Origin of the sequence: Limimaricola litoreus (genome assembly GCF_024159025.1) — a bacterium.
Taxonomy (GTDB): Bacteria; Pseudomonadota; Alphaproteobacteria; order Rhodobacterales; family Rhodobacteraceae; genus Limimaricola; species Limimaricola litoreus.
Genome location: NZ_JAMYXC010000160.1, coordinates 1 through 26,120, shown reverse-complemented (window position 1 = coordinate 26,120; position 26,120 = coordinate 1). Strand labels below are relative to the sequence as shown.

The 26,120-nt window shown below is 65.6% G+C and carries 35 protein-coding genes; 1 reads left to right on the top strand and 34 read right to left on the bottom strand.

The genetic code is table 11. The features are described 5' to 3' along the window. Positions 1-80: 80 nt before the first annotated feature. The 32 genes from NHG85_RS10750 to rpsL all read right to left on the bottom strand — a co-directional run bounded on the left by NHG85_RS10750 (position 81) and on the right by rpsL (position 20,040). Positions 81-692, bottom strand: a complete 612-nt coding sequence (locus NHG85_RS10750) for an autoinducer binding domain-containing protein (protein WP_253332247.1) — start codon at positions 690-692, stop codon at positions 81-83. Between the two features lie 151 nt (positions 693-843). Continuing rightward, positions 844-1,263, bottom strand: a complete 420-nt coding sequence (rplQ, locus tag NHG85_RS10745; protein WP_085894965.1) for a 50S ribosomal protein L17 — start codon at positions 1,261-1,263, stop codon at positions 844-846. Between the two features lie 113 nt (positions 1,264-1,376). Further along, positions 1,377-2,393, bottom strand: a complete 1,017-nt coding sequence (locus tag NHG85_RS10740) for a DNA-directed RNA polymerase subunit alpha (protein ID WP_253332245.1) — start codon at positions 2,391-2,393, stop codon at positions 1,377-1,379. A gap of 115 nt (positions 2,394-2,508) precedes the next feature. Further along, the gene (gene rpsK, locus NHG85_RS10735; protein WP_099277769.1) at positions 2,509-2,901 is read right to left on the bottom strand and encodes a 30S ribosomal protein S11; all 393 of its coding nucleotides are present in this window, start codon (positions 2,899-2,901) and stop codon (positions 2,509-2,511) included. A gap of 12 nt (positions 2,902-2,913) precedes the next feature. Then, on the bottom strand, positions 2,914-3,282 hold the full coding sequence (gene rpsM / locus NHG85_RS10730) for a 30S ribosomal protein S13 (RefSeq protein WP_026147428.1): 369 nt from the start codon (positions 3,280-3,282) through the stop codon (positions 2,914-2,916). 201 nt (positions 3,283-3,483) lie between these two features. Continuing rightward, positions 3,484-4,152, bottom strand: a complete 669-nt coding sequence (locus NHG85_RS10725; protein ID WP_253332243.1) for an adenylate kinase — start codon at positions 4,150-4,152, stop codon at positions 3,484-3,486. Beyond that, positions 4,149-5,522 (bottom strand): preprotein translocase subunit SecY, encoded by a 1,374-nt coding sequence (secY, locus tag NHG85_RS10720; protein ID WP_253332240.1) that lies wholly within the window; start codon positions 5,520-5,522, stop codon positions 4,149-4,151. The genes NHG85_RS10725 and secY overlap by 4 nt, the downstream gene beginning before the upstream one ends. 106 nt (positions 5,523-5,628) lie before the next feature. Beyond that, on the bottom strand, positions 5,629-6,105 hold the full coding sequence (gene rplO, locus NHG85_RS10715) for a 50S ribosomal protein L15 (RefSeq protein ID WP_253332239.1): 477 nt from the start codon (positions 6,103-6,105) through the stop codon (positions 5,629-5,631). A gap of 328 nt (positions 6,106-6,433) precedes the next feature. Beyond that, entirely contained in the window at positions 6,434-6,619 is a 186-nt protein-coding gene (gene rpmD / locus NHG85_RS10710) for a 50S ribosomal protein L30 (RefSeq protein WP_017928033.1), read from the bottom strand. A gap of 11 nt (positions 6,620-6,630) precedes the next feature. Further along, complete coding sequence (gene rpsE / locus NHG85_RS10705) at positions 6,631-7,188, bottom strand: 30S ribosomal protein S5 (RefSeq protein ID WP_099277773.1); 558 nt, start codon at positions 7,186-7,188, stop codon at positions 6,631-6,633. 11 nt (positions 7,189-7,199) lie between these two features. Next, the gene (gene rplR / locus NHG85_RS10700) at positions 7,200-7,559 is read right to left on the bottom strand and encodes a 50S ribosomal protein L18 (RefSeq protein WP_253332237.1); all 360 of its coding nucleotides are present in this window, start codon (positions 7,557-7,559) and stop codon (positions 7,200-7,202) included. A 12-nt stretch (positions 7,560-7,571) separates the two neighbouring features. Further along, positions 7,572-8,105 carry a 50S ribosomal protein L6 gene (gene rplF / locus NHG85_RS10695; protein WP_253332235.1) on the bottom strand — a complete coding sequence of 178 codons (534 nt, stop codon included), beginning with the start codon at positions 8,103-8,105 and terminating at the stop codon, positions 7,572-7,574. A gap of 13 nt (positions 8,106-8,118) precedes the next feature. After that, positions 8,119-8,511, bottom strand: a complete 393-nt coding sequence (gene rpsH / locus NHG85_RS10690) for a 30S ribosomal protein S8 (protein ID WP_253332232.1) — start codon at positions 8,509-8,511, stop codon at positions 8,119-8,121. Positions 8,512-8,524: 13 nt separating this feature from the next. After that, positions 8,525-8,830 (bottom strand): 30S ribosomal protein S14, encoded by a 306-nt coding sequence (gene rpsN, locus NHG85_RS10685; protein ID WP_017928028.1) that lies wholly within the window; start codon positions 8,828-8,830, stop codon positions 8,525-8,527. 21 nt (positions 8,831-8,851) lie between these two features. Further along, the gene (gene rplE, locus NHG85_RS10680) at positions 8,852-9,415 is read right to left on the bottom strand and encodes a 50S ribosomal protein L5 (protein WP_253332230.1); all 564 of its coding nucleotides are present in this window, start codon (positions 9,413-9,415) and stop codon (positions 8,852-8,854) included. Beyond that, entirely contained in the window at positions 9,415-9,720 is a 306-nt protein-coding gene (rplX, locus tag NHG85_RS10675) for a 50S ribosomal protein L24 (protein WP_085894974.1), read from the bottom strand. The genes rplE and rplX overlap by 1 nt, the downstream gene beginning before the upstream one ends. Then, positions 9,720-10,088 (bottom strand): 50S ribosomal protein L14, encoded by a 369-nt coding sequence (rplN, locus tag NHG85_RS10670; RefSeq protein WP_017928025.1) that lies wholly within the window; start codon positions 10,086-10,088, stop codon positions 9,720-9,722. The genes rplX and rplN overlap by 1 nt, the downstream gene beginning before the upstream one ends. A gap of 75 nt (positions 10,089-10,163) precedes the next feature. Continuing rightward, positions 10,164-10,394, bottom strand: coding sequence for a 30S ribosomal protein S17 (rpsQ, locus tag NHG85_RS10665; RefSeq protein WP_253332228.1), 231 nt, complete (start codon positions 10,392-10,394; stop codon positions 10,164-10,166). A gap of 4 nt (positions 10,395-10,398) precedes the next feature. After that, entirely contained in the window at positions 10,399-10,614 is a 216-nt protein-coding gene (gene rpmC, locus NHG85_RS10660; protein ID WP_017928023.1) for a 50S ribosomal protein L29, read from the bottom strand. 238 nt (positions 10,615-10,852) lie between these two features. Further along, entirely contained in the window at positions 10,853-11,266 is a 414-nt protein-coding gene (gene rplP, locus NHG85_RS10655; protein WP_099277779.1) for a 50S ribosomal protein L16, read from the bottom strand. A gap of 14 nt (positions 11,267-11,280) precedes the next feature. Continuing rightward, positions 11,281-11,988, bottom strand: coding sequence for a 30S ribosomal protein S3 (gene rpsC, locus NHG85_RS10650; RefSeq protein WP_253332225.1), 708 nt, complete (start codon positions 11,986-11,988; stop codon positions 11,281-11,283). Next, positions 11,988-12,368 carry a 50S ribosomal protein L22 gene (gene rplV / locus NHG85_RS10645; RefSeq protein WP_099277780.1) on the bottom strand — a complete coding sequence of 127 codons (381 nt, stop codon included), beginning with the start codon at positions 12,366-12,368 and terminating at the stop codon, positions 11,988-11,990. Before rplV ends, rpsC begins: the two co-directional genes overlap by 1 nt. A 3-nt stretch (positions 12,369-12,371) precedes the next feature. Further along, complete coding sequence (rpsS, locus tag NHG85_RS10640) at positions 12,372-12,650, bottom strand: 30S ribosomal protein S19 (RefSeq protein WP_099277781.1); 279 nt, start codon at positions 12,648-12,650, stop codon at positions 12,372-12,374. Between the two features lie 3 nt (positions 12,651-12,653). Next, the gene (gene rplB, locus NHG85_RS10635) at positions 12,654-13,496 is read right to left on the bottom strand and encodes a 50S ribosomal protein L2 (RefSeq protein WP_253332223.1); all 843 of its coding nucleotides are present in this window, start codon (positions 13,494-13,496) and stop codon (positions 12,654-12,656) included. 135 nt (positions 13,497-13,631) lie between these two features. Then, positions 13,632-13,928: a 50S ribosomal protein L23 gene (locus NHG85_RS10630; protein WP_017928016.1), complete on the bottom strand. Its 297-nt coding sequence runs from the start codon at positions 13,926-13,928 to the stop codon at positions 13,632-13,634. Then, positions 13,925-14,542: a 50S ribosomal protein L4 gene (gene rplD, locus NHG85_RS10625; RefSeq protein ID WP_253332220.1), complete on the bottom strand. Its 618-nt coding sequence runs from the start codon at positions 14,540-14,542 to the stop codon at positions 13,925-13,927. The genes NHG85_RS10630 and rplD overlap by 4 nt, the downstream gene beginning before the upstream one ends. Next, a complete protein-coding gene (gene rplC / locus NHG85_RS10620; protein ID WP_253332218.1) occupies positions 14,532-15,347 on the bottom strand; it encodes a 50S ribosomal protein L3 in 816 nt (271 codons plus the stop codon). The genes rplD and rplC overlap by 11 nt, the downstream gene beginning before the upstream one ends. A gap of 11 nt (positions 15,348-15,358) precedes the next feature. Beyond that, positions 15,359-15,673, bottom strand: a complete 315-nt coding sequence (rpsJ, locus tag NHG85_RS10615; protein WP_017928013.1) for a 30S ribosomal protein S10 — start codon at positions 15,671-15,673, stop codon at positions 15,359-15,361. 132 nt (positions 15,674-15,805) lie between these two features. Then, a complete protein-coding gene (gene tuf / locus NHG85_RS10610; RefSeq protein WP_253332216.1) occupies positions 15,806-16,981 on the bottom strand; it encodes an elongation factor Tu in 1,176 nt (391 codons plus the stop codon). 61 nt (positions 16,982-17,042) lie between these two features. After that, positions 17,043-19,166, bottom strand: coding sequence for an elongation factor G (gene fusA, locus NHG85_RS10605; protein WP_253332215.1), 2,124 nt, complete (start codon positions 19,164-19,166; stop codon positions 17,043-17,045). Between the two features lie 17 nt (positions 19,167-19,183). Next, positions 19,184-19,654 carry a 30S ribosomal protein S7 gene (gene rpsG, locus NHG85_RS10600; RefSeq protein ID WP_017930006.1) on the bottom strand — a complete coding sequence of 157 codons (471 nt, stop codon included), beginning with the start codon at positions 19,652-19,654 and terminating at the stop codon, positions 19,184-19,186. Positions 19,655-19,668: 14 nt separating this feature from the next. Further along, entirely contained in the window at positions 19,669-20,040 is a 372-nt protein-coding gene (gene rpsL / locus NHG85_RS10595; protein ID WP_017930005.1) for a 30S ribosomal protein S12, read from the bottom strand. A 343-nt stretch (positions 20,041-20,383) separates the two neighbouring features. On the opposite strand from rpsL, the gene NHG85_RS10590 reads away from it, so the two are divergent. Next, entirely contained in the window at positions 20,384-21,382 is a 999-nt protein-coding gene (locus NHG85_RS10590) for a glycosyltransferase family 2 protein (protein ID WP_253332214.1), read from the top strand. Positions 21,383-21,392: 10 nt separating this feature from the next. Here the strand turns inward: NHG85_RS10590 and NHG85_RS10585 are convergent, their stop codons facing one another. Together NHG85_RS10585 and rpoC are read right to left on the bottom strand one after the other, a co-directional pair. Next, complete coding sequence (locus NHG85_RS10585; protein ID WP_253332212.1) at positions 21,393-21,746, bottom strand: SH3 domain-containing protein; 354 nt, start codon at positions 21,744-21,746, stop codon at positions 21,393-21,395. 136 nt (positions 21,747-21,882) lie between these two features. Continuing rightward, positions 21,883-26,120 (bottom strand): DNA-directed RNA polymerase subunit beta' (gene rpoC, locus NHG85_RS10580; RefSeq protein ID WP_253332211.1); only part of this gene is annotated, 4,238 nt, incomplete at its 5' end.

Here is a 26,120-nt window from a genome sequence, read left to right as displayed (position 1 = left end):
ATAACTTCCAAGAGATTTGGTATTGCTGCCGAAATCTGGGACGGGCGGCCCCGATCCGGCTCGGATCCCGCCGCGATCACTCAGAGCATCCGCTGGTCGCGCGCCCGCTGGATCGCCTCGGCGGTGGTGCGCGCCAGCAGCGCGCTGCGCGCAGAGGCCAGCCGCGCCTTGAGCGCGCTTTCAGAGATTCCCAGCCGTGCGGCGGCGGCGGCGTGGCGATCGCCCTCGGCGATGCAGCGCAGCGCCTCGGCCTGCGCCCGGGTGAGCGCGCGCGGCGGCTCGGTCAGCTCGTGCAGATGGGTGATGCGCGCGGCGAACCGCTCGATTTCGAGATCGGTGAACTCGCGCTCGGTCCGGCACGCCGAGGCGATGCTGCGCGACCGCAGCGGGCCGCAGGACACCGAGACGCCGAAATTCATGTCGAACTCGCGGGCCTGGCCCAGTATGTCGAAGGGATCGGGGATCTCGATCTCGCTCCAGCGGCAACTTCCCGTGGTGCTGAAGCCCCAGGCGATGATCGGGTCGCGCAGCGCATAGGCCTCTTCCTCGTAGCGCTCGACCCAGCCCGCCGGAAAGGCCTGGTGGGTCAGCGACGGCACGGCGGAGCGGATGTGCAGCGCGAGACAGAACCCCGCCGGGGCGAGGGTCGAAAGCTTGGCGATATGCAGATCGATGCCGTCGCTGCGTGACATGGCTCTTCCATTCTCCAAAGGATCAGGCGCGTCACGTTTCTACGTCGTCAAACCCCCGGCTCCCAAGAGCTAAACCTTTGACGTCAGGGCATTAACCAAAAAAGCCCCACCCTTTGGGGGTGAGGCTCTATTCTTAGGGATTGGCTCCCTATCACTCCGCGGCGGCGTCTTCCGCTTCGAGCCGGGCGCGGTCGGCGGCGCCCTTGGCGTCGACGTCGCGATCGACGAATTCGATGATCGCCATCGGCGCCATGTCGCCGTAGCGGAAGCCGGCCTTCAGCACGCGGACATAGCCGCCCTGACGCTCGGCGTAGCGCGGCCCGAGGATCTCGAACAGCTTGGCGACATGCGCGTCCTGCTTGAGCTGCGCGGCGGCCTGGCGGCGGGCGTGCAGGTCACCGCGCTTGCCGAGGGTGACGAGCTTCTCGATCACGCGGCGCAGGTCTTTCGCCTTGGGCAGCGTGGTCTTGATCTGCTCGTGCTCGATCAGCGAGCCGGCGAGGTTGGCAAAGAGCGCCTTGCGGTGCTCGTGGGTCCGGTTCAGGCGGCGGTAGCCACTTCCATGACGCATTGGGTGTCTCCTTTAGCGTTTTGCTTTGTCCGGCGGCCGATGCGTGTCGACCGCTCTCCTTGGGGCGGGATGCCCGGGTCGTGTCGGGGGCGGTCGCCCGCCCCCGGTGTGTCTCAGAACTGGTCTTCGAACTTCTTGGCCAGGTCCTCGATGTTGTCCGGCGGCCAGTCCTCGACGTCCATGCCGAGATGCAGGCCCATGCCCGAGAGCACTTCCTTGATCTCGTTGAGCGACTTGCGGCCGAAGTTCGGGGTGCGGAGCATCTCGGCTTCGGTCTTCTGGATCAGGTCGCCGATGTAGACGATGTTGTCGTTCTTCAGGCAGTTCGCCGAGCGCACCGAAAGCTCGAGCTCATCGACCTTCTTGAGCAGCAGCGGGTTGAACTCCAGACCGTCGTCGAGCGCGCCGGCCGAGGCCGATTCCGGCTCGTCGAAGTTGACGAAGATCGACAGCTGGTCCTGCAGGATGCGCGCGGCATAGGCCACGGCGTCGTCAGGCGTCAGCGAACCGTCGGTCTCGACCTTCATGGTCAGCTTGTCATAGTCGAGCACCTGCCCCTCGCGGGTCGGCTGCACGTCATAGGAGACCTTCTTGACCGGCGAGTAGATGGCGTCGATGGCGATCATGCCGATCGGCGCGTCCTCGGGCTTGTTGCGGTCGGCCGCGACGTAGCCCTTGCCGGTGTTGACGGTCAGCTCCATGTAGAGCGACGCGCCGTCGTCGAGATGGCAGATCACGTGATCCTTGTTGAGGATCTCGATGCCCGCGGTCTCGGAGATGTCACCGGCGGTGACGACGCCGGGGCCGGTCGCCTGGACGGACAAGCGCTTGGGGCCTTCGACTTCCATGCGGATCGCCACGCCCTTGAGGTTCAGCACCACGTCGGTCACGTCCTCGCGGACGCCCGAGATCGAGGAGAACTCGTGCAGCACGTTGTCGATCTGGACGGAGGTGATGGCCGCACCCTGGAGCGAGGACATCAGCACGCGGCGCAGCGCGTTGCCCAGCGTCAGGCCGAAGCCGCGCTCGAGCGGCTCGGCGACCACGGTCGCCTGGCGCGACGGGTCGTTGCCCGGCTTGACGTCGAGCTGCGTCGGCTTAATCAGCTCGGCCCAATTCTTGTGGATCATGCGTCCCTCCATTCCTGTCCGTGCTCCATGGTCCCGAAGAGCCGGACGCCCGAGGTTTCAAAATGACGGTTCGGGGCCGCGCAGCAAGGCGCGGCCCCGAACGGGTAGTGCTGGCTCAGACGCGGCGGCGCTTCGGCGGGCGGCAGCCGTTGTGGGCGATCGGCGTCACGTCGCGGATCGACGTGATGTTGAAGCCGACGGCGGCCAGGGCGCGCAGCGCGCTCTCGCGGCCCGAACCGGGGCCCTGCACTTCGACCTCGAGCGTCTTCACGCCGTGGTCCTGCGCCTTCTTGCCGGCGTCTTCGGCGGCGAGCTGGGCGGCGTAGGGGGTCGACTTGCGCGAGCCCTTGAAGCCCATGGTGCCGGCGGACGACCAGGAGATCGCGTTGCCCTGCACGTCCGAGATCAGGATCTTGGTGTTGTTGAACGAGGAGTTCACATGCGCCACGCCTGCGGCGATGTTCTTGGAGACCTTCTTCTTGCCTCCGCGACGGGTATCACGTGCCATTGATGCGTCCCCTTATTTCTTCTTGCCGGCAATGGCCTTTGCGGGGCCTTTGCGGGTGCGAGCATTGGTGTGGGTACGCTGGCCGCGGACCGGCAGGTTGCGACGGTGGCGCAGGCCACGGTAGCAGCCGAGGTCCATCAGGCGCTTGATGTTCATCGTGGTCTCGCGACGCAGGTCGCCTTCCACGGTGAGGTTGGCGTCGATGTGCTCGCGGATCGACAGCACCTCGGCATCCGACAGGTCGTTGACCCGGCGGGTGACGTCGATGCCGACGGCTTCGCAGATCTGGCGGGCGGTGGTGTCACCGATACCGGTGATGTAGGTGAGGGCGATCGGAACCCGCTTAGCGGTCGGGATGTTCACGCCGGCAATACGTGCCACGTTTAGCGTCCTTTCGTTGCGGCTCCGTGATTCCGGAGCCTTTTTTCACAACTGAGGCCCGGAAAGATCCGGGCCGCATCCTGCGAGGTGATCCGCGCGAGCCCGGGGGCGACCCGTCCATTCGCGCGAAATGATTCCCTTTCGGGATGGGGCTGTCTATGGGCGGACGGGCAGAGGGTCAAGCCCCCTGCCCGGCACCGGTCAGGCGTCCTGCGTCTGCTGACCCAGAAGCCCCGCGATCTCGGCCGAAACCGCCTCGATCGCGGCCAGGCCGTCGACGCTCTCGAGCTGGCCCTTGGCGTGGTAGTAGCCGATCAAGGGCGAGGTCTGCTTGTAATAGGCCAGAAGCCGGGTGCGCAGCGCGTCCTCGTTGTCGTCGGCCCGGCGCTTGATCTCGGTCGAGCCGCAGTTGGCGCATTTGCCGTCCGCCGGGATGGGGCGGGTCACGTCGTGATAGACCTCGCCGCAATTGGCGCAGGTGGCGCGCCCGGTGATGCGGGCGACCAGCACCTCGTCATCGACGCGCATCTCGATCACGTGATCGAGGCTCTGGCCGAGCTCGTCGAGCAGCGCCGCCAGCGCGTCGGCCTGCGCCAGCGTGCGCGGGAAGCCGTCGAAGATGTAGCCGCCCGAAGCCGCGCCCGAGGTCAGCTTCTCGCGGATCAGCCCGATGACGATCTCGTCGGTCACCAGCTCGCCGCGGTCCATGACGGCGGCGACGCGCTGGCCCATCTCGGTGCCCGAGGAGCGCGCCTCGCGCAGCATGTCGCCGGTGGAGAGCTGGACCATGCCGCGCTCTTCGACCAGCCGCTTGGCCTGTGTGCCCTTGCCCGCGCCCGGCGGCCCCAGAAGAATGATATTCGTGCTCATCGACGCGCAGGCCCCCTCGCCTTGGTCTTGGTGGTCTTGCCGCCGCGCTTGCCGCGCAGCTGCGACTTCTCGATCAGCCCCTCGTACTGGTGGGCCAGAAGATGGCTCTGCACCTGCTGGATCGTGTCCATCCCGACCGAGACGATGATCAGGATCGAGGTGCCGCCGAAGTAGAACGGGATCGCCAACTGGCTGCGCAGGATCTCGGGCAGCAGGGCCACCAGCGCCAGATAGGCCGAGCCCAGGACCAGGATGCGGTTGAGCACGTAGTCGAGATACTCGGCGGTGCGCTTGCCCGGGCGGATGCCGGGGATGAAGCCGTTCTGGTTCTTGAGGTTGTCGGCCACGTCATCGGTCTTGAACGCCACTTCGCGGGTGTAGAAGTAGGTGAAGAAGATGATCATGCCCGCGAAGAACAGCAGGTAGAGCGGCTGGCCGGGGCCGAAATAGGCGAGGATCGTCGACAGCACCGGGCCGCCCTGCCCCCCCGAAAAGGTCGAGAGCGTGGTCGGCAGCAGCAGGAGCGCCGAGGCGAAGATCGCCGGGATCACGCCCGCCGGGTTCACCTTGATCGGCAGGTGCGAGGAGCCACCGTCATAGACCTTCATGCCGACCTGGCGGCGCGGGTACTGGATGTGGATCTTCCTGAGAGACCGCTCCATGAAGACCACGAAGGTCAGCACCCCGATCACCATGGCGATCACCAGCAGGATCACCGCCGGAGAGATCGCGCCCGAACGGCCCTGGCTTAGGAATTGCGCCAGCGCGGCGGGGATCTCGGCGATGATGCCGACGAAGATGATCAGCGAGATGCCGTTGCCGATGCCGCGCGCGGTGATCTGCTCGCCCAGCCACATCAGGAACATGGTGCCGCCCACGAGGGTGATCATGGTCGAGGCGCGGAAGAACAGGCCCGGGTCGGTGACGAGATCGCCCGCCTCGAGGCTGACGGCGAGGCCGTAGGCCTGGAAGGTCGCCAGCACCACGGTGAAGTAGCGGGTGTACTGGTTGATCTTCTTGCGGCCCTGCTCGCCCTCTTTCTTGAGCTGCTTCAGGGGCTCGTACATCGAGGCCATGAGCTGCACGATGATCGAGGCGGAGATGTAGGGCATGATGCCGAGGGCGAAGATGCCCATGCGGCTGAGCGCGCCGCCGGTGAACATCGACAGGATGCCGCCGATGCCGGAGGCCGCGCCCTCCATGAAGTTGCGCAGCGCGGCGCCGTCGATCCCGGGAACCGGGATGAAGGTGCCGAGCCGGTAGACGATCAGGAGACCGATCGTGAAGAGGATCCGCTGACGGAGCTCGGTGGCCTTGCCGAAGGCCCCCCAGCTCATGTTGGCGGCCATCTGTTCTGCTGCTGATGCCATCGGGGCTCTCTTGTCATGTCAGCGCCGCCGGACCGGGGTCTTCCGGTCGGCGGCGCGGGAACAGTCGGTGACGGGGGCGGGGAGCGCAAGGCCCCCCGGCCACCGATTATTCGGCGGCGGCCGCCGGCGCGGTGGTGGTGAGCTTGCCGCCCGCCTTCTCCACCGCCTCGATCGCGCCCTTGGAGGCGCCGGTCACGGCGATGTTGGCCTTGGAGGTGAACTCGCCCTTCGACAGCACACGCACGCCGTCACGCTTGCGGCGCAGCAGACCCGACGCGATCAGCGCGTCCTCGGTGATGTCCTGGCCCGCGTCGATCTTGCCGGCGTCGATGAACTTCTGGATCAGGCCCAGGTTGACGACGGCGTATTCCTTGCGGTTGGGCTTGTTGAAGCCGCGCTTGGGCAGACGCTGGTAGAGCGGCATCTGGCCGCCCTCGTAGCCCTTGATGGCCACGCCCGAGCGGGATTTCTGACCCTTGATACCACGGCCGCCCATCTTGCCGGTGCCGGAGCCCGGACCACGGCCGACGCGCTTGGGCTTCTTGGCTGCACCCGGGTTGTCGCGCAGTTCGTTGAGTTTCATGTCGCTTCTCCTATGCCGGAACTGCCCCCCAGCGACGGAACGGGCAAACGCGGCTTGATACATTGGATTCGGGGCCCCGGAAGAGGCCACCGGCGGCGTATACGCCCGATGACCCGGCCATGCAAGCCGCGCGCCGTGACGCCCCCGACGCCCCCCGCGCCCGCCGACACAAAGGGCACGGTTGCTGACCGTTTCGCGCGCGAAACATCCGTCCCGGCTTGACAGGCACGCCCCCCGTGTCGGGCCCGCCCACTCGTCAGGCAGGCCCATGCGAAAAGGGCGCCGCAGTTGCCCGCGACGCCCCTTCCATCCGCGCTGAGCCGGTGGCTCAGGCCTTTTCTTCGACGATCTGCACGAGGTGCGGGATCGAGTTCACCATGCCGCGGACCGAGGGGGTGTCCTCGAGCTCGCGGGTGCGGTGCATCTTGTTGAGGCCCAGGCCCTTCAGCGTGGCACGCTGCGAGGCGGGGCGACGGATCGGCGAGCCGATCTGCTTGACGACGATGGTTGCCATGTCCGCTCTCCTCAGGCTTCGGCGACTTCGGCGCTGGCCTCTTCGGGCTTGCGCAGAATGTCGGCGACCTTCTTGCCGCGACGCTGGGCGACCGCACGCGGCGACTGCTCGGCGCGAAGGCCGTCCAGCGTGGCGCGGATCATGTTGTAGGGGTTCTGCGAACCGAGCGACTTCGAGACGACGTCCTGAAGGCCCAGCATCTCGAACACCGCACGCATCGGGCCGCCGGCGATGATGCCGGTACCCGCGGGCGCCGAGCGCATGACGACACGGCCGGCGCCGTGGCGGCCTTCCATGTCGTGATGCAGGGTCCGACCCTCGCGCAGCGGCACGCGGATCAGGTTGCGGCGCGCCTGCTCGGTGGCCTTGCGGATGGCCTCGGGGACCTCCTTGGCCTTGCCCTTGCCAAAGCCGACACGGCCCTTCTGGTCGCCCACGACGACGAGCGCCGCAAAGCCGAAGCGCTTGCCGCCCTTGACCGTCTTGGACACCCGGTTGATCGCCACGAGACGATCGGCGAATTCCGGGTTCTCGTCGCGGTCGCGGCGACGGTTGTCACGTTCTGCCATGTTACGTCTCCTCAGATCTTCAGGCCGGCGTCACGGGCCGCGTCAGCGAGCGCCTTGACCTTGCCGTGGAACAGGAAGCCGCCGCGGTCGAAGTAGGCTTCGGACACGCCGGCCTTCTTCGCACGCTCCGCGATCGCCGCACCGACCTTGGCGGCCGCCTCGACGTTGTTCTTCCCGACGATGCCCAGATCCTTCTCGAGCGAGGAGGCCGAGGCGAGAGTGACGCCGTTCACGTCGTCGATCAGCTGGACGCTGATGTTCTTGTTGCTGCGGTGCACGGAGAGACGGGGGCGATCCCCGTTCACCTTGCGCAGCTTGCTCCGGACGCGCTGACGGCGCTTCAGGAACAGATCCCGTTTGCTGTTTGCCATTTTTTCGCGTCCTTACTTCTTCTTGCCTTCCTTGCGGAAGATGAACTCGCCTTTGTAGCGGATGCCCTTGCCCTTGTAGGGCTCCGGGGCGCGCCACTCGCGAATGTTCGCCGCAACCTGACCCACGAGCTGCTGGTCGATACCCTCGACAACAATCTCGGTCTGCTTGGGGGCCGTGACGGTCACGCCCTCCGGAACCTCGAAGTTCACGTCGTGGCTGTAGCCGAGCGCAAGCTTCAGGGTCTTGCCCTGCATCTGCGCGCGGTAGCCGACGCCCTGGATCTCGAGCTCTTTCTTGAAGCCCTCGGAGACCCCGGTGACGAGGTTCTGCACCATCGAGCGGGACATGCCCCACTGCTGACGGGCACGCTTGGACAGGCCGCGCGGCGCGACGTTGATCGCGTCGTTCTCGACCGTCAGTGTGACGTCGTCGGTGGCGGTGAAGCTGCGGGTCCCCTTGGGGCCCTTCACTTCGACCGACTGGCCGGAGACGCTGGCGGTCACGCCGCTGGGCAGGGCGACCGGGCGTTTACCAATACGAGACATTACCGGACCCTCCTTAGAATACGGTGCAAAGCACTTCGCCGCCGACATTGGCTGCGCGTGCATTTGCATCCGACATCACGCCGCGGGGCGTGGAGACGATCGAGACGCCCAGACCCTGGCGCGGAGCCGGCAGGTCGGAGACGCTCATGTAGACGCGGCGACCGGGCTTGGAGACCCGCTTCAGCTCACGGATCACCGGCGTACCTTCGTAGTAACGCAGGCTGATCTCGAGAGCGGGGTGCCCGTCCTTGCCGGTGGTCGACTCATAGCCACGGATGTAGCCTTCGTCGGCGAGGACATCGAGCACCCAGCCGCGCAGCTTGGAGGCGGGGGTGATGACGGTGGACTTGTGACGCATCTGCGCGTTGCGGATGCGGGTCAGCATATCACCGATGGGATCGTTCATCTGTGGACCCTCCTTACCAGCTCGACTTGACCATGCCGGGGATTTCCCCGTTCGAGCCGAGCTCGCGCAGCATGATCCGGCTGAGTTTCAGCTTGCGATAATAGGCGTGCGGACGCCCCGTCAGCTGGCAGCGGTTGTGAAGACGGGTGGGCGAGCTGTTGCGCGGCAGTTGCGCGAGCTTCAGGTTCGCCTTGAAGCGCTCTTCCACGGGCTTGTCTTTGTCGTTCGCGATCGCCTTGAGCTCGGCGCGCTTGGCGGCATACTGAGCCACCAGACGCTCGCGCTTCTTCTCGCGTTCGATCATGGATTTCTTGGCCATATCTCTCTTTCCTCCCGCGGATCAGCTGTTGAACGGCATGTTGAAATGCTTCAACAGCGCCTTCGCTTCCGCGTCGGTCTTCGCGGTGGTGCAGATGATGATATCCATGCCCCAGACCTCGTCGACCTTGTCGAAGTTGATCTCCGGGAACACGATGTGCTCCTTGAGGCCCATGGCATAGTTGCCACGGCCGTCGAAGCTCTTGCCCGGCACGCCGCGGAAGTCGCGGATGCGCGGCATGGCCACGGTGATCAGGCGGTCGAGGAATTCGTACATCCGGTCGCCGCGCAGCGTGACCTTGGCCCCGAGCGGCATCTCTTCACGGACGCGGAAGCCGGCGATCGACTTCTTGGCCTTGGTGACGACGGCGCGCTGACCGGCGATGGTCGAAAGATCGTCCTGGGCGGACTTGGCTTTCTTCGAATCGCGGACGGCTTCGGCCCCGGCGCCGATGTTCAGGACGATCTTGTCCAGGCGCGGGATCTGCATGTCGTTCTTGTAGCCGAACTCCTCGCGGAGCTTGGCCTTGATCTCGTCGGCGAAGGTCGCCTTGAGACGCGGGGTGTAGTTCGCGGTGTCGAGCATCAGATCACGTCCCCGGTTGTCTTGGCGAAGCGGACCTTCTTGCCGTCTTCCTCGCGGAAGCCGACACGGGCCGGTTTGCCGTTGGCATCGACGATGGCCAGGTTCGACAGCTGGATCGGCATCGCCTTGGGCTGGCGGCCGCCCTGGTCGGTCTGGCTTTGCTTGACGTGGCGGATCGCGACGTTGATGCCCTCGACCACGGCCTTGCCGGCCTTGGGATCGACGGACTGGATCTCGCCGGTCTTGCCCTTGTCCTTGCCGGTCAGGACGACGACCTTGTCACCTTTGCGGAGCTTGGCAGCCATTACAGCACCTCCGGCGCGAGCGAGATGATCTTCATGAAGTTCTTCGCGCGCAGCTCACGAACCACCGGCCCGAAGATACGGGTGCCGACCGGCTCGTTGTTGTTGTTCAGAATGACGGCCGCGTTGCGGTCGAAGCGGATCGAAGTGCCGTCTTCGCGGCGAACTTCCTTGGCGGTGCGCACGACGACGGCCTTGCGGACGTCACCTTTCTTCACGCGGCCACGGGGGATCGCTTCCTTGACGGACACCACGATGATGTCGCCGACCGACGCATAACGACGGTGCGAACCGCCGAGGACCTTGATGCACTGCACCCGGCGTGCGCCGGAGTTGTCAGCGACATCCAGATTGGTCTGCATCTGGATCATGGGTTTCTCCCGACCTTTGGGGGGCTCGCAATGGCCTTCTCCCCAGGGTTTCGTACAAGCTGAAAGATGGGCGCCTTACTCGGCGATCACTTCCCAGCGCTTGGTCTTGGATTTCGGGGCGCACTCCTGGATGCGGACGGAATCGCCCACATTGAAGGTGTTCGCCTCGTCGTGAGCCCGGTACTTCTTGGACTTACGGATCGTCTTCTTCAGAACCGGATGCGTGAAACGACGCTCGACCGACACGGTGACGGTCTGCGCGTTCTGGTTCGAGGTCACGACGCCTTGCAGGATGCGTTTGGGCATGGGCTCAGGCCTCCGTGCCGGCGGCTTCGGCCGCCTTCTGGTTCAGGATGGTGTGGATGCGGGCGACGTCGCGCTTGACGACGCGCATCCGCGCGGTGTTCTCGAGCTGGCCGGTGGCCTGCTGGAAGCGCAGGTTGAACGCTTCCTTCTTCAGATCGACGAGCGTCTCGCGGAGCTGGTCCGCGGACTTGTCGCGGAGTTCCTTGGCATGGAGCGCCATGGGCCTGTCCTTTCGACATCACCGGAAGGCCCCTTTCATCATCGAGAGGGTCACCCTGATTCCGGTGGATAGGTGAATGAGCGCTGTCCCTAGACGGAATGGGGGCAGGATGCAAACCCTTTCTCGGACGGAGCGCGATCTGCCCCCTGCCCCGCCGGGGCCGGCAAACGAAAAGCCCCCGCCGATCGCTCGGCGGGGGCCTTCATCTCTTGAGCGGGACCTCGAAAGGTCCCTGCCCTTACCAGTCCTCGCGGACCACGGTGCGGGTCTTGATCGGCAGCTTCATCGCGGCAAGGCGGAGCGCCTCGCGGGCGACGCCTTCGCTGACGCCGTCGATCTCGAACATCACGCGGCCCGGCTTGACCTTGGCGGCCCAGAAGTCGACCGAACCCTTACCCTTACCCATCCGGACTTCGGTGGGCTTGGAGGTCACGGGCGTGTCCGGGAAGATCCGGATCCAGACCCGGCCCTGACGCTTCATGTGACGCGTCATGGCACGACGTGCGGCCTCGATCTGGCGCGCGGTGATGCGCTCGGGCTGCACGGCCTTGAGGCCGTAGGTGCCGAAGTCCAGGTTGAAGCCGCCCTTGGCTTCGCCGTGGATCCGGCCCTTGTGCTGCTTGCGGAACTTAGTGCGCTTCGGTTGAAGCATGTCTCAGCCCTCCCTTACCGGCGGCCGCCGGCGCCGCGAGGCACGGGGCCTTCCTGCAGCTCGGCCTGTTTGCGGTCACGCGCCTGCGGATCATGCTCCATGATCTCGCCTTTGAAGATCCAGACCTTGATCCCGATGATGCCATAGGGGGTCTCGGCTTCGGAGAGCGCGTAGTCGATGTCGGCGCGCAGCGTGTGCAGCGGCACCCGGCCCTCGCGGTACCATTCGGTCCGCGCGATCTCGGCACCGCCGAGACGGCCCGCGACGTTGACGCGGATGCCAAGCGCACCCATGCGCATCGCGTTCTGCACCGCGCGCTTCATGGCGCGACGGAACGAGACACGACGCTCGAGCTGCTGGGCGATGCTCTCGCCGACGAGAGCGGCGTCCAGCTCGGGCTTGCGGACCTCGACGATGTTGAGGTGCAGCTCGGAGGCGGTCAGGTTCGCCAGCTTCTTGCGCAGGACTTCGATGTCCGCGCCTTTCTTGCCGATGATGACGCCCGGGCGCGCGGCGTGGATCGTGACCCGGCACTTGCGGTGCGGGCGCTCGATGATCACGCGGCTGATGCCGGCCTGCTTGGCTTCCTTCTTGATGAAGTCCTTGATCTTGAGGTCTTCGAGAAGAAGATCGCCGTAGTCCTTGGTGTCGGCGTACCAGCGGCTGTCCCAGGTCCGGTTGACCTGGAGCCGCATGCCGACGGGATTGACCTTGTTACCCATTAGGCTTGCTCCTCGACCTGACGAACCGTGATGGTGAGTTCCGAGAACGGCTTGACGATCTTGCCGAACCGGCCACGCGCCCGCGGACGGCCACGCTTCATGATCAGGTTCTTGCCGACCCAGGCCTCGGCGACGACCAGCTCGTCGACGTCGAGGTTGTGGTTGTTCTCGGCGTTCGCGATCGCGGACTGCAGGCACTTCTTGACGTCGCCGGCGATGCGCTTCTTCGAGAAGGTCAGGTCCGTGAGGGCCTTCTCGACCTTCTTGCCGCGGATCATCGCGGCAACGAGGTTGAGCTTCTGCGGGCTGGTGCGCAGCATCCGGGTCTTGGCCATCGCCTCGTTGTCGGCGACGCGGCGGGGATTCTTGTCCTTGCTCATGGCTTACTTCCGCTTCGCTTTTTTATCAGCGGCGTGACCGTGATAGGTACGGCTCGGCGAATACTCACCGAACTTCTGACCGATCATGTCTTCGCTGACGTTGACGGGGATGTGCTTGCGACCGTTGTACACACCGAACGTCAGACCCACGAACTGGGGCAGGATCGTCGAACGGCGCGACCAGATCTTGATCACTTCGTTGCGGCCGGACTCGCGCGACGCTTCGGCTTTCTTAAGCACGTAAGCATCGACGAAAGGGCCTTTCCAAACAGAACGAGCCATGTGTTAACGGCCTTTCTTGCGAGCGTGGCGCGAGCGAAGGATGAGCTTCGACGACGCCTTGTTCTTGTCACGGGTGCGCGCACCCTTGGTCGGCTTGCCCCAGGGCGTCACCGGGTGACGACCACCCGAGGTCCGGCCTTCACCACCGCCGTGGGGGTGATCGATCGGGTTCATCGCGACACCGCGGACAGCGGGACGCTTGCCGAAGTGACGGTTGCGACCGGCCTTGCCGAGGTTCTGGTTCGAGTGGTCCGCGTTCGAGACAGCACCCACCGTCGCCATGCACTCCTGACGCACGAGACGCAGCTCGCCCGAGGAGAGACGGATCTGGGCGTAGCCGCCGTCGCGACCGACGAACTGGGCATAGGTGCCAGCCGAACGCGCGATCTGGCCGCCCTTGCCGGGCTTCATCTCGATGTTGTGGACGATCGTGCCGATCGGCATGCCCGAGAAGGGCATCGCGTTGCCGGGCTTGACGTCGACCTTGGCGCCGGCCACGACCTTGTCACCGATCGAGACGCGCTGCGGCGCCAGGATGTAGGCCTGCTCGCCGTCCTCGTACTGGACGAGCGCGATGAAGGCGGTGCGGTTGGGGTCGTATTCGATGCGGGCGATGACGGCCTGCATGTCGAACTTGTTGCGCTTGAAATCGACGATCCGGTAGAGGCGCTTGGCGCCACCACCACGACGACGCATCGTGATCCGTCCGGTGTTGTTCCGGCCGCCCGACTTGGTCAGGCCCTCGGTGAGGGCCTTGACGGGGCGTCCTTTCCAAAGCTCCGAACGGTCGATCAGCACCAGCCCGCGCTGGCCCGGCGTCGTCGGCTTGTACGACTTGAGTGCCATGCTTTGTGTCTTCCGTTGCTTTGCGGGCGATCCCGAATGGATGGCCCGGTTGTGTTGAGGGCCCCGAAGGTCCCCGGCTTGTCGTAAAAGGAGCGGCCCCGGACGAATCCGGGGCCGCGCCGATGGGGTCACCTATTAGAGACCGGTCGAGACGTCAATGCTGTTGCCCTCTTCGAGCGTCACATAGGCCTTCTTGACGTCCTTGCGGGTGCCGATGACACCGCGGAACCGCTTGACCTTGCCCTTGGTGACGACGGTGTTGACCGCCTTCACCTTGACCGAGAACAGCGCCTCGACGGCTTCCTTGATCTGCGGTTTGTTGGCGTCGATCGCCACCTCGAAGACCACCGCGTTGGCCTCGGAGGCCAGGGTCGCCTTCTCGGTGATGACCGGCTTGCGGATCACGTCGTAGTGTTCGGGTTTCGCGCTCATTTCAGGCGGGCCTCCAGGGCTTCGACAGCCGCCTTGGTGAGCACGAGCGTGTCACTGCGGAGGATGTCGTAGACGTTGGCGCCCATCGAGGGGAGCACGTCCAGGTTGGCGATGTTGCGCGCGGCCTGGGCGAAGCCCTCGTTGACCTGCGCGCCGTCGATGACCAGCGCCCGCTTCCAGCCGAGGCTGGCGACCTGCTTGGCCAGGGCCGAGGTCTTGCCCTCGGTCTCGGCGGTCTCGATCACCACCAGCTCGCCGGCCTTGAGCTTCGCCGAGAGGGCGTGCTTGAGGCCGAGCTTGCGGAACTTCTTGGTCAGCTCGTGGTCGTGGCTGCGGGGCGTCGGGCCCTTGTAGGTGCCGCCGTGACGGAAGATCGGCGCGCCCTTGGAGCCGTGGCGTGCGCCGCCCGTGCCCTTCTGACGATAGATCTTCTTGGTCGAGTAGCTGACCTCGGAGCGGCCCAGCGTCGAGTGGGTGCCCTGCTGGGCCCGCGCGCGCTGCCACCGCACGACGCGGTGCAGGATGTCGGTGCGCGGCTCGAGACCGAAGATGGTCTCGTCGAGATCGACGGAACCGGCGGAGCCGCCGTCCAGCTTGATCGCATCAGCCTTCATTGTTCTCATCCTTCTCAGCGGATTCGATCGCGGCCTGCTCGGCCTCGGCGGCAGCCTTCGCGGCGGCTTCCTCCTCGGCGGCGGCCTGGGCCGCGGCTTCGTCGGCAAGACGCTTGGCTTCGTCGGCGTGGCTCTTCAGCCCGGCCGGGAAGATCACGGTGTCGAGCAGCGGCTTCTTGACGGCATCCTTGACCGTGACCCAGCCGCCCTTGCCGCCCGGCACCGCGCCCTTGACCATGATCAGGCCACGGTCGGCGTCGGTCTTGACGACCTGGAGGTTCTGGGTGGTCACGCGGGCGGCGCCCATGTGGCCGGCCATCTTCTTGCCCTTGAACACCTTGCCCGGGTCCTGACACTGGCCGGTGGAGCCGTGCGACCGGTGGCTGATCGACACGCCGTGGGTGGCGCGCAGGCCGCCGAAGTTGTGCCGCTTCATGGCACCGGCGAAGCCCTTGCCGATCGAGGTGCCCGAGACGTCGACGTACTGGCCTTCGAAGTAATGCGCGGCGATGATCTCCTCGCCCACTTCGATCAGGTTTTCGGGCGCGACGCGGAACTCGGCGACCTTGCGCTTGGGCTCGACCTTGGCGGCGGCGAAGTGGCCGCGCATCGGCGCGCTCACGCGCTTGGCCTTGGCGGTGCCGGCACCGAGCTGCACGGCGGTGTAGCCGTCACGCTCGACCGTGCGCTGCGCCACGACCTGCAGGTTGTCGAGTTGCAGCACGGTCACGGGGACCTGCTTGCCGTCCTCGAGGAACAGGCGGGTCATGCCCACCTTCTTGGCGATGATTCCGGAACGCAACATCGTCACTCCCCTCACACCTTGATTTCGACGTCGACGCCGGCGGCGAGGTCGAGCTTCATCAGCGCGTCCACGGTCTGCGGGGTCGGGTCGACGATGTCGAGAAGACGCTTGTGCGTGCGGATCTCGAACTGGTCGCGGGATTTCTTGTCGATGTGCGGGCCACGGAGAACCGTGAAGCGCTCGATCTTGTTCGGCAGCGGGATCGGCCCGCGGACCGAGGCGCCGGTGCGCTTGGCGGTGCTGACGATCTCGGCGGTGCTGGCATCCAGCACGCGGTAATCGAAAGCCTTGAGCCGGATGCGGATATTCTGGCTTTGGGCGGCCATGACATTCCCCTTCAAGGGTTCGGATTGAGAGGTCGGCCGGGCAGGATTGCCGGTCCACATCGAACCCGTCGTAAAAGTGGTGCGGGGCGGGCATTACACCCGCCCCGCGGCGACGTCCACTAGGGGGCGTCGTTACTCGACGATTTTCGACACCACGCCGGCGCCGACGGTGCGGCCGCCTTCGCGGATGGCGAAGCGCAGGCCGTCTTCCATCGCGATCGGGGCGATCAGCTCGACGTTGAACTTCAGGTTGTCGCCCGGCATCACCATCTCGGTGCCCTCGGGCAGGACAACGGTGCCGGTGACGTCGGTGGTGCGGAAGTAGAACTGCGGACGGTAGTTCGCGAAGAACGGCGTGTGACGGCCACCCTCTTCCTTGGTGAGGATGTAGGCCTCGGCCTCGAACTTGGTGTGCGGCAGGACCGACTTGGGCTTGCACAGCACCTGGCCACGCTCGACGCCCTCGCGGTCGATGCCGCGCAGCAGGATGCCGACGTTGTCGCCGGCTTCGCCGCGGTCGAGCAGCTTGCGGAACATCTCGACGCCGGTGCAGGTCGACTTCTTGGTCTCGCGGATGCCGACGATCTCGATCTCGTCGCCGACGTTGATCACGCCACGCTCGACGCGACCGGTGACCACGGTGCCACGGCCGGAGATCGAGAACACGTCCTCGATCGGCATCAGGAACGGCAGGTCCACGGCGCGGGCCGGGGTGGGGATGTACTCGTCGACGGCCTTGAGCAGCTCGACGATGGAGTTCTTGCCGATCTCCTCGTCGCGCTCTTCCATGGCGGCCAAGGCCGAGCCCTTGACGATCGGGATGTCGTCGCCCGGGTAGTCGTAGGACGACAGCAGCTCGCGGATTTCCATCTCGACGAGCTCGAGCAGCTCCTCGTCATCCACCTGGTCGACCTTGTTCATGTAGACGACCATGTAGGGGATGCCCACCTGGCGGCCGAGCAGGATGTGCTCGCGCGTCTGCGGCATCGGGCCGTCGGCCGCGTTCACCACGAGGATCGCGCCGTCCATCTGGGCGGCACCGGTAATCATGTTCTTGACGTAGTCGGCGTGGCCGGGGCAGTCGACGTGCGCGTAGTGGCGCGTCTCGGTCTCGTACTCCACATGCGCGGTCGAGATCGTGATGCCGCGGGCCTTCTCTTCGGGCGCGCCGTCGATCTGGTCGTAGGCCTGGAAATCACCGAAGTACTTCGTGATCGCCGCCGTCAGGGTGGTCTTGCCGTGGTCCACGTGACCGATGGTCCCGATGTTCACGTGCGGTTTGGTGCGTTCGAACTTTGCCTTCGCCATGATTGGCTCCTTCAAATTTGTCTGGCGTCGTGATGGCGGGGCCCGGGAGCCCCGCCGACCGTCACGCGTATTTCTTCTGGATCTCGTCCGAGATGTTCTGCGGCACGGGCTCGTAATGGTCGAACTGCATCGAGAACTGGGCGCGACCGGAGGTCATGGACCGCAGCGTGTTGATGTAGCCGAACATGTTGGCGAGCGGCACGAAGGCGTCGATCACGTTGGCGTTGCCGCGCGTGTCCTGACCCTGCACCTGGCCCCGACGCGAGGTCAGGTCACCGATGACGCCACCGGTGTACTCTTCCGGCGTCAGCACCTCGACCTTCATCATCGGCTCGAGCAGCTTGGCGCCGGCCTTGCGCAGACCTTCACGCATGCACATCCGCGAAGCGATCTCGAAGGCGAGGACCGAGGAGTCCACGTCGTGGAACTTGCCGTCCAGCAGCTCGACCTTGAAGTCGATCACCGGGAAGCCCGCGAGCGGACCGGAGTCCATCACCGACTTGATGCCCTTTTCGACGCCCGGGATGTATTCCTTGGGCACCGCGCCGCCGACGATCTTGCTCTCGAAGGAGTAGCCTTCGCCAGCCTCGGTGGGCATGATGTTCAGCTTCACCTCGGCGAACTGGCCCGAACCACCCGATTGCTTCTTGTGGGTGTAGGTGTGCTCCACGGCGTGACCGATGGTCTCGCGGTAGGCCACCTGCGGCGCGCCGATGTTCGCCTCGACCTTGAACTCCCGCTTGAGACGGTCGACCAGGATGTCGAGGTGAAGCTCGCCCATGCCCTTCATGATCGTCTGGCCCGACTCGAGGTCGGTCTCGACGCGGAAGGAGGGGTCCTCGGCCGCGAGACGCTGCAGACCGGCGGACATCTTCTCCTGGTCGGCCTTGGTCTTGGGCTCGACCGCGATCTCGATCACCGGATCGGGGAAGGTCATCGTTTCGAGCACGACCTGCTTGTTGGGGTCGCACAGCGTGTCGCCGGTGGTGGTCTCCTTGAGACCGGCCAGCGCGATGATGTCGCCCGCATAGGCGTTCTCGATCTCTTCGCGGCTGATGGCGTGCATCATCATCATCCGACCGACGCGCTCGCGCTTGCCCTTGGTCGAGTTCATCATGGTGTCGCCCTTGCTCACCACGCCCGAATAGATCCGGGTGAAGGTCAGCGAGCCCACGAAGGGGTCGTTCATGATCTTGAACGCCAGGCCCGAGAAGGGCTCGCTATCGTCGGCATGACGCGGGATGTTGCGGGTCTCGGTCTCGTCGTCCGGCGAGAAGCCCATGTAGGCGGGCACGTCGAGCGGCGAGGGCAGGAAGTCGATGACCGCGTTGAGCAGGGGCTGGACGCCCTTGTTCTTGAACGCGGAGCCCGCGGCAACCGGCACGAAGGACAGCGACAGCGTGCCCTTGCGGATCAGGCTGCGCAGGGTCGGCTCGTCGGGTTCCTGGCCTTCGAGATAGGCCTCCATCGCATCATCGTCCTGCTCGACGGCATTCTCGATGAGCGTGGCGCGCCATTCGTCGGCGACGTCCTGAAGCTCGGCACGGATCGGACGACGAACCCAGCTCGCGCCGAGGTCTTCGCCTTCCCAGACCCACTCTTCCATCTTGATCAGGTCGACGATGCCCTCGAGCTTGTCCTCGGCACCGATCGGCAGGGCGATCGGAACGGGGGTCGCGCCGGTGCGGTCCTTGATCATCTTCACGCAGTTGAAGAAGTCGGCGCCGATCTTGTCCATCTTGTTGACGAAGACGATGCGCGGAACCTTGTAGCGGTCGGCCTGACGCCAGACGGTCTCGGTCTGCGGCTCGACACCGGCGTTGGCGTCGAGAAGGCAGATCGCACCGTCGAGCACCGCCAGCGAACGCTCGACTTCGATGGTGAAGTCGACGTGGCCGGGGGTGTCGATGATGTTGAAGCGGTACTTCGTGTCCGAAGTCCCCTCGGCGGTCGGGTCTTCCTGGCGCTGCCAGAAGGTGGTGGTGGCGGCGGAGGTGATCGTGATGCCACGCTCCTGCTCCTGCTCCATCCAGTCCATCGTCGCGGCGCCGTCATGGACTTCGCCGATCTTGTGGGACTTGCCGGTGTAGAACAGGATCCGCTCGGTCGTGGTGGTCTTGCCGGCATCGATGTGGGCCATGATGCCGAAGTTGCGGTAACGCTGCAGCTGATAGTCGCGAGGCATATCGGTGCTCCTTCCGCTTACCAGCGGTAGTGGCTGAACGCTTTGTTGGCGTCGGCCATCTTGTGGGTGTCTTCGCGCTTCTTCACCGCGGTGCCGCGGCCGTTGACCGCATCGAGCAGCTCGCCGGCGAGACGCTCTTCCATGGTGTTCTCGTTGCGCTTCGCGCTGGCGTCGATGAGCCAACGGATCGCCAGCGCCTCGCGGCGCTCGGGACGGACCTCGACGGGGACCTGGTAGGTCGCACCGCCGACGCGGCGCGAACGCACCTCGACCGACGGCTTGATGTTGTCGAGCGCCTCGTGGAAGACCTCGACGGGCTCCTTCTTGAGGCGGCTCTCGACCCGGTCGAACGCGTTGTAGACGATGCGCTCGGCGACGGCCTTCTTGCCGTCGATCATCAGGTTGTTCATGAACTTGGTGAGAACCCGGTCGCCGAACTTGGCATCGGGCAGGATCTCACGTTTCTCGGCGGCGTGACGACGCGACATGGCGCTCTCTCTCCTTACTTCGGACGCTTCGCGCCGTACTTCGAGCGGCGCTGCTTGCGGTTCTTGACCCCTTGGGTGTCAAGCACGCCGCGGAGGATGTGGTAACGGACGCCCGGAAGGTCTTTCACCCGGCCGCCACGGATCAGGACCACGGAGTGCTCCTGAAGGTTGTGGCTCTCGCCCGGGATGTAGCTGATGACCTCGAAGCCATTGGTCAGGCGCACCTTGGCGACCTTCCGCATGGCCGAGTTCGGCTTCTTGGGCGTCGTGGTATACACCCGGGTGCACACGCCACGCTTTTGCGGGCAGGACTCGAGGTGCTGCGACTTGGACTTGGTGACTTTCGGCTGCCGCGGCTTGCGGATCAGCTGCTGGATCGTTGGCATTGGGCGTCTTTCCCCGTTTCCTGCACATGTGTCACGGACCGGACGGCCCGCCGATTTCGATTCCTCGCACTTCACGCGTCCGTAAAGCACAAAAACCCGCGAACGCGCCCCTCTTCCGGACACGATGCGGTGGGTCTCCAGAGGATCGGGGCACTTGGCCCGGATCGTGACCACTTCAGCTCTGATATCAGGGCGGAAAGCGGACTGCCCCCTGCCCAAGTGGTGGCCGTATAGGGGGAGTCGCGGGGGGTGTCAACTGCGGCCGGGGCCAGGGGGCCGGCAGGCCGTGGGCGGCGGCGGCTCCCCGTCTGGACGCGCTGTGCAATACATGCATCATCGCGGCATGACAGCCCACCGCGACCGCTTTCTCGTCTTCGCCGGCATGCGCAACGAGGGCGCCTTTCTGGTCGAATGGATCTCCTGGTACCGGATGATGGGATTCGACATTCTCGTCGGGGTCAACGGCTGCACCGACCGCTCCCCTGCCCTGCTCGACGCCTTCGCCGAGGCCGGCTGGCTGGAATGGTTCGAGCACCGCCCGCCCGAGGGCATGCCGCCCAAGCAATCGGCCCATGCCCATGCGCGCCGCCACCCCGCCATCGCGCGCACCGACTGGCTGCTCATCTGCGATGTCGACGAGTTTCTGGTGCTGCACCGGGGCGACGGCACGATCTCCTCCTATCTCGACGATCTGGGTGGCGATGTCCTCGGCGTGGCGTTCCACTGGCAGTGCTTCGGCACCGGCGGCTGGAAGCGTTACCAGCCTGGACTCGTGCATCGGCAGTTCCGCCGAAGGGGCCCGTCGCAGCGGCCGGTCAACGTCATGGTCAAGACGCTGTTTCGCACGCCGCACCGCTTCGGACGCTGGAGCGACCACATGCCGTGGGAGTTCGAGGGCATATGGGACCGGGGCGCCAACCGCATCGTCGACAGCGAGGGGCGGATCATCGAGGAGCTGCTGACCGGGCCGCACCCGGTGCGCTACACCGATGTCGAGCAGGTGACGCATCGCTACGCGCAGATGAACCACTACGTGCTGCGCTCGCACGAGCAATACGACATGAAGCGCGGCACGCCTTCGGCCACCGCCGCCAAGGACCGCTACACGCAGGCCTTCTTCGAGCGGCGGGATCACAACGGGCAGCGCGATCTGGCCGCGCTCGCCCATGCCGCGGCCTTCGAGCGGGTCCATGCGCAGGCGATGGCGCTGCCGGGCGTCGCGCGGCTGCATCACCTGTGCTGCGCCGATCTCGTCGCCCGGGTCTGCGCGCATCAGGGCCACGAGCCGCGCGACGACCCGCGCTGGCGCGCCGCGATCGAGGCGGCGGAGGCGGCGCGCTAGGGGGGGGGCTTCAGGGGATGTAGTTTCCGAGCCAGTTGGCATGCACCCAGCCCAGCCGGTCTTGGGAGCCGAAGGAGATCGCCTGCCACTGGCCCCGCGCCGCGTAGGTGCCGACCCGGTCGCCGTTATGGATCTCGGCGATCTTGGGATATTGCGTCCCTGGCCCGGTGCGCACCGCGAGAAACCCGTCCCCGTTCGGGTCGAGCCCCATCACCGTGGCCACACCGAAGCAAGCGGCCTGCGCATCGGGCGGGCAATAGGTGTCGAAGGGCACGTCGAGTGGCTGGGCTGCGGCGGGTGTGATGACCCCCATGGTGCAGAGCGCGGCCACGCGCAGGGGGGCGACGAAGGACAAGCGTGTCATGGTGACATCCTCTCGAAACGGCGTCGTTCTCCGCCTTCGAGATTACACCACCGGGCGCGCCACGACGAGCCGGGGCACGCGAAAAGGGCCCCCGGTTTCCCGAGGGCCCCTTCTCGTTTCGCGGTGATCGGTCCGATCAGTCGCGGCTGTCCTCGTCGCGCGCCGAGATCGTGTCGAACTGATCGTCCGACATCGGCGCCTCGGCCGGAGCGGCCAGCGCCGCGGCCTGCTCGGCCGCTTCGCGCTTCTGCTCGATCACCGAGTGGTCGCGGTCGTGGGCGACCTTGCGCACGCGGGTGGTCGCGCCGCCGGTACCGGCCGGGATCAGGCGGCCGACGATGACGTTCTCCTTCAGGCCCACCAGCTTGTCGCGCTTGCCCTGCACCGAAGCCTCGGTAAGCACGCGGGTGGTCTCCTGGAACGAGGCCGCCGAGATGAAGCTGCGGGTCTGCAGCGACGCCTTGGTGATGCCGAGCAGCACGGGGCTGCCCTGCGCGGGACGCCCGCCCTTGGAGATCGCCTTCTCGTTGGCTTCGTCGAACTCCGCCTTGTCGACGTGCTCGCCCTTCAGCAGCGTGCTCTCGCCCGAGTCCGAGATCTCGATCTTCTGCAGCATCTGACGAACGATCACCTCGATGTGCTTGTCGTTGATCTTCACGCCCTGCAGCCGGTAAACGTCCTGCACCTCGTCGATCATGTAATCGGCAAGCGCCTCGACGCCCATGATGGCGAGGATGTCATGCGGTGCGGGGTTGCCGTCCATGATGTAGTCACCCTTCTGCACGAAGTCGCCTTCCTGCACCGGGATGTGCTTGCCCTTGGGCACCATGTACTCGACCTTGTCGCGCCCTTCCTCGGCGGGCTCGATCGCGATGCGGCGCTTGTTCTTGTAGTCCTTTCCGAAGCGCACGTAGCCGTCGATCTCGGCGATGATCGCGTGGTCCTTGGGACGACGGGCCTCGAACAGTTCCGCCACCCGCGGCAGACCGCCGGTGATGTCCTTGGTCTTGGCGCCCTCGCGCGGGATCCGCGCCACCACGTCGCCGGCCTGGATCTGCTGGCCGTCCTCGATCGACAGAATCGCATCCACCGACATCGGATAGGTCACCGGGTTGCCGCTGTCGGTGCGGACCGGCTCGCCATCCTCGCCCACGATCAGGATCTCGGGCTTGAGCTCGTTGCCCTTGGGCACCGAACGCCAGTCCGTGACGATCCGCTGGGTCATGCCGGTGGCGTCGTCGGTGTCCTCGCGCACGGCGATGCCGTTGACGAGATCCACGAACTTCGCGGTACCGGCCTTCTCGGCGATGATCGGCAGGGTGTAGGGATCCCATTCGAACATCTTCTCGCCGCGCGTGACATCCGCGCCTTCCTTGAGGAAGACCTTGGTGCCGTAGCCGATCTTGTGGCTCGCGCGCTCCTCGCCGTCCTCGCCCATGATCGCGATGACCATGTTGCGGCCCATGACGATCTGCTCGCCCGCCGCGTTCTCGAGGAGGTTGGCGTTGCGGAACTCGACCTTGCCCGACTGGCTCGCCTCGAGGAAGGACTGCTGGCCGCCCTGGGCCACGCCGCCGATGTGGAAGGTCCGCATCGTCAGCTGGGTGCCCGGCTCGCCGATCGACTGCGCCGCGATGATGCCCACGGCCTCGCCCTGGTTCACCATGGTGCCGCGCGCGAGGTCACGCCCGTAGCACATGGCGCAGACGCCGTCCTCGGCCTCGCAGGTGAGCGGGCTGCGGATGCGCATCTTCTGCACCGCCGCCTGCTCGATGATGTCGGCCTTGCGCTCGTCGATCAGCTCGCCCGCCTTGACCAGCACCTCGTCGGTGCCGGGCGTCAGCACGTCATCGGCCGAGACCCGGCCCAGAACGCGCTCGGAGAGCGGGGAGACCACCTCGCCGTCGTTGACCGCCGCTTCCGCGGTGATCGCACGCTCGGTGCCGCAGTCGTGCTCGCGCACGATGCAGTCCTGCGCCACGTCGACGAGACGACGGGTCAGGTAACCCGAGTTCGCGGTCTTCAGAGCGGTGTCCGACAGGCCTTTGCGCGCGCCGTGGGTCGAGTTGAAGTACTCGAGCACGGTCAGGCCTTCCTTGAAGTTCGAGATGATCGGCGTCTCGATGATCTCGCCCGAGGGCTTGGCCATCAGGCCGCGCATCCCGCCCAGCTGCTTCATCTGGGTGACCGAGCCACGCGCACCGGAGTGGGCCATCATGTAGACCGAGTTCGGCTCGGCCTCGGCCCCCGCCTCGTCGCGCTTGTTGGCCGAGATGGTGGTCATCATGGCCTCGGTGACCTTGTCGTTGCACTTCGACCAGGCGTCCACGACCTTGTTGTACTTCTCGCCCTGGGTGATCAGGCCGTCCATGTACTGCTGCTCGAAATCCTTGACCTGATCGCGGGTCTCGTCGACCAGCGTCCATTTCGCGTCAGGGATGACCATGTCGTCCTTGCCGAAGGAGATGCCCGCCTTGAAGGCCTCCTTGAAGCCCGCGGACATGATCTGGTCGCAGAAGATGACCGACTCTTTCTGACCGCAGTAGCGGTAGACGGTGTCGATGACCTGCTGGACCTCCTTCTTGCGCAGGAGACGGTTCAGAAGCTCGAACGGCGCCTTGGCGTTGAGCGGCAGCAGACCGCCGAGCCGCAGCCGGCCCGGGGTGGTCTCGAACCGCTTGACGACCTCGTTGCCCTCTTCGTCGATCTGCTTGATGCGCGCGTTGATCTTGGCGTGCATGTGCACTTCGCCGGCGTTGAGCGCGTGCTCCACCTCGTCGATCGAGTTGAACGACATGCCCTCGCCCTTCATGCCTTCGCGCATAATGGTCGTGTAGTAGAGGCCCAAGACCATGTCCTGCGACGGCACGATGATCGGCGCGCCGTTGGCGGGCGACAGCACGTTGTTGGTGGACATCATCAGAACGCGCGCTTCGAGCTGGGCTTCGAGCGACAGCGGCACGTGAACAGCCATCTGGTCGCCGTCGAAGTCGGCGTTGAAGGCCGAGCAGACCAGCGGGTGAAGCTGGATCGCCTTGCCCTCGATCAGCTGCGGCTCGAAGGCCTGAATGCCAAGGCGGTGCAGCGTCGGCGCGCGGTTGAGCATGACGGGGTGCTCACGGATCACCTCGTCGAGGATGTCCCAGACCTCGGGACGCTCCTTCTCGACCAGCTTCTTGGCCTGCTTCACGGTCGAGCTGAGGCCCTTGGCCTCCAGCCGCGAGTAGATGAAGGGCTTGAACAGCTCGAGCGCCATCTTCTTGGGCAGGCCGCACTGGTGCAGCTTCAGCTCCGGGCCGGTCACGATGACCGAGCGGCCCGAGAAGTCGACCCGCTTGCCCAGAAGGTTCTGGCGGAAGCGGCCCTGCTTGCCCTTGAGCATGTCGGACAGCGACTTCAGCGGGCGCTTGTTGGCACCGGTGATGACGCGGCCGCGGCGGCCGTTGTCGAACAGCGCGTCGACCGATTCTTGCAGCATCCGCTTTTCGTTGCGCACGATGATGTCGGGCGCGCGCAGCTCGATGAGCCGCTTGAGGCGGTTGTTGCGGTTGATCACCCGGCGGTACAGGTCGTTGAGGTCCGAGGTCGCGAAGCGGCCACCGTCGAGCGGCACCAGCGGGCGCAGCTCGGGCGGGATCACGGGGATCACGGTCAGGACCATCCACTCGGGCCGATTGCCGCTCTCGATGAAGCTCTCGACGATCTTCAGGCGCTTGATGATCTTCTTGGGCTTGAGCTCGCCGGTGGCCTCCTTGAGGTCGGCGCGCAGCTGCTCGGCCTCGCCCTCGAGGTCGATCTGGGCCAGCATCTCGCGGATCGCCTCGGCGCCGATGTTGGCGGAGAAGGCGTCCGAGCCGTACTGGTCCTGCGCGTCGAGGAACTGCTCCTCGCTCATCAGCTGGCCGTAGGTCAGGTCGGTCAGACCCGGCTCGATCACGACGTAGTTCTCGAAGTAGAGAATCCGCTCCAGATCGCGCAGGGTCATGTCCAGCATAAGGCCGATCCGCGACGGGAGCGACTTCAGGAACCAGATGTGGGCGACGGGGGCGGCCAGCTCGATATGGCCCATGCGCTCACGGCGGACCTTCTGCAGCGTGACTTCCACGCCGCATTTCTCGCAGACGACGCCGCGATACTTCATGCGCTTGTACTTGCCGCACAGGCATTCGTAGTCCTTGATCGGACCAAAGATGCGCGCGCAGAACAGGCCGTCACGCTCGGGCTTGAACGTGCGGTAGTTGATGGTTTCGGGCTTCTTGATCTCGCCGAAGGACCACGAGAGGATCCTTTCCGGGGACGCGAGGCTCACCTTGATCTCGTCGAAGGTCTTGGCCGGGGTCAGCGGATTGAACGGGTTGTTCGTGAGTTCCTGGT

Bases quoted from the DNA above. Each gene is read 5' to 3' on its own strand.
- rplC (WP_253332218.1), bottom strand. From the start codon at position 15,347: ATGTTGCGTTCCGGAATCATCGCCAAGAAGGTGGGCATGACCCGCCTG.
- rpsL (WP_017930005.1), bottom strand. From the start codon at position 20,040: ATGCCAACGATCCAGCAGCTGATCCGCAAGCCGCGGCAGCCGAAAGTC.
- rpsQ (WP_253332228.1), bottom strand. From the start codon at position 10,394: ATGCCCAAACGCATCCTGCAAGGCGTCGTGACCTCGAACCAGAACGCG.
- rpsK (WP_099277769.1), bottom strand. From the start codon at position 2,901: ATGGCACGTGATACCCGTCGCGGAGGCAAGAAGAAGGTCTCCAAGAAC.
- rpsE (WP_099277773.1), bottom strand. From the start codon at position 7,188: ATGGCAGAACGTGACAACCGTCGCCGCGACCGCGACGAGAACCCGGAA.
- rpsJ (WP_017928013.1), bottom strand. From the start codon at position 15,673: ATGGCCGCCCAAAGCCAGAATATCCGCATCCGGCTCAAGGCTTTCGAT.
- rpmD (WP_017928033.1), bottom strand. From the start codon at position 6,619: ATGGCAACCATCGTCGTCAAGCAGATCGGCTCGCCGATCCGTCGCCCC.
- tuf (WP_253332216.1), bottom strand. From the start codon at position 16,981: ATGGCGAAGGCAAAGTTCGAACGCACCAAACCGCACGTGAACATCGGG.
- rplO (WP_253332239.1), bottom strand. From the start codon at position 6,105: ATGAAACTCAACGAACTGCGCGACAACCCGGGTGCAGCCAAGAAGCCC.
- NHG85_RS10740 (WP_253332245.1), bottom strand. From the start codon at position 2,393: ATGATCCACAAGAATTGGGCCGAGCTGATTAAGCCGACGCAGCTCGAC.
- rpsG (WP_017930006.1), bottom strand. From the start codon at position 19,654: ATGTCGCGTCGTCACGCCGCCGAGAAACGTGAGATCCTGCCCGATGCC.
- rplB (WP_253332223.1), bottom strand. From the start codon at position 13,496: ATGGCACTCAAGTCGTACAAGCCGACGACGCCGGGCCAGCGCGGGCTG.
- NHG85_RS10725 (WP_253332243.1), bottom strand. From the start codon at position 4,152: ATGAGCACGAATATCATTCTTCTGGGGCCGCCGGGCGCGGGCAAGGGC.
- secY (WP_253332240.1), bottom strand. From the start codon at position 5,522: ATGGCATCAGCAGCAGAACAGATGGCCGCCAACATGAGCTGGGGGGCC.
- rpsN (WP_017928028.1), bottom strand. From the start codon at position 8,830: ATGGCCAAGAAATCCATGATCGAACGCGAGAAGAAGCGCGAGCGTCTG.
- rpmC (WP_017928023.1), bottom strand. From the start codon at position 10,614: ATGGCGCTCCATGCCAAGGAACTCCGCGACAAGTCCGCGGACCAGCTC.
- rpsH (WP_253332232.1), bottom strand. From the start codon at position 8,511: ATGAACGATCCCATCGGTGATATGCTGACCCGCATCCGCAACGCGCAG.
- NHG85_RS10590 (WP_253332214.1), top strand. From the start codon at position 20,384: ATGACAGCCCACCGCGACCGCTTTCTCGTCTTCGCCGGCATGCGCAAC.
- rplE (WP_253332230.1), bottom strand. From the start codon at position 9,415: ATGCTCGACACCGCGAACTACACCCCGCGTCTCAAGGCGACCTTCGCC.
- fusA (WP_253332215.1), bottom strand. From the start codon at position 19,166: ATGCCTCGCGACTATCAGCTGCAGCGTTACCGCAACTTCGGCATCATG.
- rplN (WP_017928025.1), bottom strand. From the start codon at position 10,088: ATGATCCAGATGCAGACCAATCTGGATGTCGCTGACAACTCCGGCGCA.
- rplX (WP_085894974.1), bottom strand. From the start codon at position 9,720: ATGGCTGCCAAGCTCCGCAAAGGTGACAAGGTCGTCGTCCTGACCGGC.
- NHG85_RS10630 (WP_017928016.1), bottom strand. From the start codon at position 13,928: ATGAGCGCGAAACCCGAACACTACGACGTGATCCGCAAGCCGGTCATC.
- rplR (WP_253332237.1), bottom strand. From the start codon at position 7,559: ATGGCAAACAGCAAACGGGATCTGTTCCTGAAGCGCCGTCAGCGCGTC.
- NHG85_RS10750 (WP_253332247.1), bottom strand. From the start codon at position 692: ATGTCACGCAGCGACGGCATCGATCTGCATATCGCCAAGCTTTCGACC.
- NHG85_RS10585 (WP_253332212.1), bottom strand. From the start codon at position 21,746: ATGACACGCTTGTCCTTCGTCGCCCCCCTGCGCGTGGCCGCGCTCTGC.
- rpsS (WP_099277781.1), bottom strand. From the start codon at position 12,650: ATGGCTCGTTCTGTTTGGAAAGGCCCTTTCGTCGATGCTTACGTGCTT.
- rplV (WP_099277780.1), bottom strand. From the start codon at position 12,368: ATGAGCAAGGACAAGAATCCCCGCCGCGTCGCCGACAACGAGGCGATG.
- rplQ (WP_085894965.1), bottom strand. From the start codon at position 1,263: ATGCGTCATGGAAGTGGCTACCGCCGCCTGAACCGGACCCACGAGCAC.
- rplP (WP_099277779.1), bottom strand. From the start codon at position 11,266: ATGCTTCAACCGAAGCGCACTAAGTTCCGCAAGCAGCACAAGGGCCGG.
- rplD (WP_253332220.1), bottom strand. From the start codon at position 14,542: ATGAAGGCTGATGCGATCAAGCTGGACGGCGGCTCCGCCGGTTCCGTC.
- rpsC (WP_253332225.1), bottom strand. From the start codon at position 11,988: ATGGGTAACAAGGTCAATCCCGTCGGCATGCGGCTCCAGGTCAACCGG.
- rplF (WP_253332235.1), bottom strand. From the start codon at position 8,105: ATGTCTCGTATTGGTAAACGCCCGGTCGCCCTGCCCAGCGGCGTGACC.